At 53.7% G+C, this 4,004-nt stretch carries 3 protein-coding genes; all 3 read left to right on the top strand.

The window, feature by feature from the left end; translation table 11 throughout:
- Positions 1-1,742: hypothetical protein (locus F1593_RS28790; RefSeq protein ID WP_172632514.1), on the top strand; the 1,742-nt coding region annotated here is incomplete at its 5' end.
- A gap of 409 nt (positions 1,743-2,151) precedes the next feature.
- The gene (locus F1593_RS27435; RefSeq protein ID WP_149404736.1) at positions 2,152-3,702 is read left to right on the top strand and encodes a hypothetical protein; all 1,551 of its coding nucleotides are present in this window, start codon (positions 2,152-2,154) and stop codon (positions 3,700-3,702) included.
- The coding region (locus F1593_RS29165; RefSeq protein WP_216369015.1) for a hypothetical protein at positions 3,689-4,004 on the top strand (316 nt) is incomplete at its 3' end. The genes F1593_RS27435 and F1593_RS29165, both read left to right, overlap by 14 nt.

Here is a 4,004-nt window from a genome sequence, read left to right as displayed (position 1 = left end):
TGCCATTCTCCGAACACACTGCTGGTCGCAGCACGCCGACCGGGAATCCATACGAACTGTTCGCTCCCACCCAGGGCCTGATCGCTGAAGACTACCAGCTACACGGGGATCAGCCCGGTGACCAATCAGGGCAAGATCCCTCTTCATACAGCTTTTATCGACCAGATGCAGTTCCTCTTACCCCTGCTGATGCGCAAAGAGCCCTCTACCAGGCACACGGGGATCAGACCAGTGACCGATCAGAGCAAGATCTCTATTCAGGGCAGCTTGCCGCCCTCTCCTTCGATCCACAGCAAGATGTGCAAAGAAACCTCTACCAGCCGCTACACAGGGATCCGACATTCTTCGAAATCCCTGGTCCCATCCCGGAGGCCAATAATCCAAATGAACGGTTCGATCGCATCGAGGATAGGGTGTTTCACTACGATCCTCTCACTGATGCGTATGAGGACGATCCTATCACTCTCACTGATGCGTATGAGGACGATCCTCTCACTCTCACTGATGCGTATGAGGACGATCCTATCACTCTCACTAATGCGTATGATGTCGATCCTATCACTCTCACTAATGCGTATGATGTCGATCCTATCACTCTCACTAATGCGTATGATGTCGATCCTATCACTCTCACTAATGCGTATGATGTCACAATCGCTCAATACAACCAGGCACACGGGGATCCGACATTCTTCGAACACACGCCGGCCGGTGGTCCATATGAACAGCTCGCTCGCGTCGGGGATGGGGTGTTTAACTACGATCCTCTCACTGATGCGTATGAGGACCCGACCTCTTCATACTACCAGCCACACGGGGATCAGACCAGTGACCGATCAGGGCCAGGTTCCTCTTCAAACAGCACCTTTAGACCACAAAATGCAGCCCCTCATAACCTTGAGCTGCCTCAGGAGGGGCCAGGTTCCTCTTCACACCGCGTTACTAACCCCGAGCTCAAGCTGTCTGCAGATGCGCAACGGGCGGAGGCGACGGCAAAGGCACGTGCAGACTCCGCTAGACGAGTTCAAGATACGCGAGAGCGAGCAGCCATGCTTCGAAAGTACATTAACAAATACCACCTCCGCCAGCTTGATAAAAAAGAAGGCAAAGAAGGCACAAAGTATCCATATATTCCAAAATCGCGAACAATTGCAGGCAAAAAGGAGGAATTCCGGACGCCTAGAGATGTGTTGAGGGAGGTCCCTAAGATGTTACAAGCGAGAAAAGATGCAGGAATGGAAAAAGTCCCGAACCTCGCCTATCTGACAAACGACAAAGAGGAAGCCCTACGACAGGCCGAGCAGTTCGCGCAGCTTGAGAAGGACAGCAATGCCGATCAGAGGAGTGACGAGGATGAGAAGGACAGCAATGCCGATCAGAGGAGTGACGAGGATGAGGCCCCTGCAAATAAGCAAAAGTGGAGGCGAGAGCAAGCAGACATGCTTCGAGAGTACTTTAACGAACACCACCTCAGCCGGCTTGATAAAAAAGAAGGCAAAGAGTATCCATATCTTACAACTCAAAGTGAGCTAAAAGGTAAAGATGGCAAGAAGCTGAGATTGCAGACGGTTGGAAATGTGTTGAGGGAGGTCCCTAATGTGTTACAAGCGAGAAAAGCTAAAGGAATGAAAAATGTCCCGAACCTCGCCTATCTGACAGGCAAAGGCAACCAAGAGAAAGCCCTACGCAAGGCCGCGCTGTTTAAGGAACAAGGCGCTGCCTATCAGAGTGACGGAGAGTAACAGAACGAGCGCTAACCAGGACCTGACACGACAAAGGGACGCTACGACGAACGTCGGGCTCCCTTGTCGTTCACCCATGCTCTGGCGTTCTCTCCCCTCCCTGGCGTGCCTCCATCTTCCATCACCTCTCGATCCCAGGGAAAGGGATACAGGGCCTGGGGGTGAGGGCATCGGGTGCGGCACATTTTTTTGCGCCAAGCCCTCTCGATCACACCGGGGCTGCATCGATGGGTTTGCCCTTCACGCTGCCGGGGCCGCCACGGCTCTGTGGCCCCAGACCTAACTCGATCAGGACACGAGACGCTCGGATCTTCCCCGACCCATCCCATGATCGATCAGATTGGGCCTCTTTCCCTCTTGCATTTCCCTGCCTGCTGCTCTATCCTTTTGACAAAAAGGAGGAATTCCTATGCCATTCTCCGAAAACACTGCTGATCGCAGCACGCCGACCGGTAATCCATACGAACTGTTCACTCCCCCCCAGGGCCTGACCGCTGAAGACTACCAGCTACACGGGGATCCGACCAGTGACCGATCAGAGCAAGATCTCTCTTCAGAGCAGCCTGCCGCCCTCTCCTTCTATCAGCCACAGCAAGATGTGCAAAGAGACCTCTACCAGTCGCTACACGGGAATCCGACATTCTTCGCAATCCCTGGTCGCATCCCGGAGGCCAATAATCCAAATGGACCGCTCGCTGGCATCGAGGATTGGGCGTTTAACTACGATCCTCTCACTGGTGCGTATGAGGACCCGCCCTCTGAATACAACCAGCCGCTACACGGGGATCCGACATTCTTCGAACACACGCCGGCCGGTGGTCCATATGAACAGCTCGCTCGCGTCGGGGATGGGGTGTTTAACTACGATCCTCTCACTGATGCGTATGAGGACCCGACCTTTGAATCCAACCAGCCACACGGGGATCCGACATTCTTCGAACACACGCCGGCCGGTGGTCCATATGATCCTCTCACTGCTGCGTATGAGGTCACAATCGCTCAATACGACCAGGCACACGGGGATCAGACCAGTAGCCTATCAGGGCAAGATTCCTCTTCAGGGCTGCCTGCCGCCCTCTCCTTCTATCTACAGCCAGAGGCGCAAAATACCCACTACCAGCCGCTACACGGGGATCCGACCAGTGGCCGATCAGGGCCAGGTTCCTCTTCAAACATCACCTTTAGACCACAAAATGCAGCCCCTCATAACCTTGAGCTGCCTCAGGAGGGGCAAGGTTCCTCTTCTAACCCCGAGCTCAAGCTGTCTGCAGATGCGCAACAGGCGGAGGCAACGGCACGTGCAGACAACACTAGACAAGTTCAAGAGATGCGGAAGCGAGGAACCAGACTTCGAGATTACGTTAACAACCACCTCCGCCAGCTTGATCTAAAACAAGGCACAGAAGGCAAAGAGTATCCATATATTCCAACATCGCGAACAAATACAGATAAAAAAAGGGTGGAATTCCGGACGATTGAAACTGTGTTGGAGGAGGTCCCTAAGATGTTACAAGCGAGAAGAGATTTAGGAATGCAAAATGTCCCGGACCTCACCGATCTGATAAAAGCCCAAGCAAAAGCCCTACGCAAGAAAAAAGGCGATGACAATCAGAGTAACGACTCTAAACAAAGGTCGCGAGAGCGAGCAGCCGAGCTTCGAAAATACATTAACGACCACCACCTCCTCCCGCATGATCAACTACAACGCCAGCTTGATCAACAACAAGGCAAACCAGGCACAGAGTATCCATATCTTACAACGTGGGGAGTAAATGCGCAGAGATTGCAGTCGCCTGGAGCTGTGTTGGAGGCGGTCCCTAATGTGTTACAAGCGAGAAGAGATTTAGGAATGAAAAATGTTCCGAACCTCGACTATCTGCTAAAAGACAAAAAGAAAGCCCTACGCAAGGCCAAGGAGTTTGAGGAAAAAGGCGATCGCTATGTGAGTGACGGAGAGTAACAGAACGAGCGCGAACCAGGACCTGACACGACAAAGGGACGCCACGACGAACGCCGGGCTCCCTTGTCGTTCACCCATGCTCTGGCGTTCTCTCCCCTCCCTGGCGTGTCCAATCAGCCCCAAATCAGCCCCAAATCAGCCCCATCACCTCTCGATCCCAGGGAAAGGGATACAGGGCTTGGGGGTGAGGGCATCGGGTGCGGCACATTTTTTTGCGCCAAGCCCTCTCGATCACACCGGGGCTGCATCGATGGGTTTGCCCTTCACGCTGCCGGGGCCACCACGGCTCTGTGGCCCCAGAC

It is taken from the genome of Dictyobacter arantiisoli, assembly GCF_008326305.1.
GTDB classification, from domain to species: domain Bacteria; phylum Chloroflexota; class Ktedonobacteria; order Ktedonobacterales; family Ktedonobacteraceae; genus Dictyobacter; species Dictyobacter arantiisoli.
The sequence above is the reverse complement of the archived record's forward strand: the minus strand, read 5'-3'. Positions and strand labels throughout refer to the sequence as shown.

Coding starts and splice junctions, on each gene's coding strand:
- F1593_RS27435 (WP_149404736.1), top strand. CDS start 2,152: ATGCCATTCTCCGAAAACACTGCTGATCGCAGCACGCCGACCGGTAAT.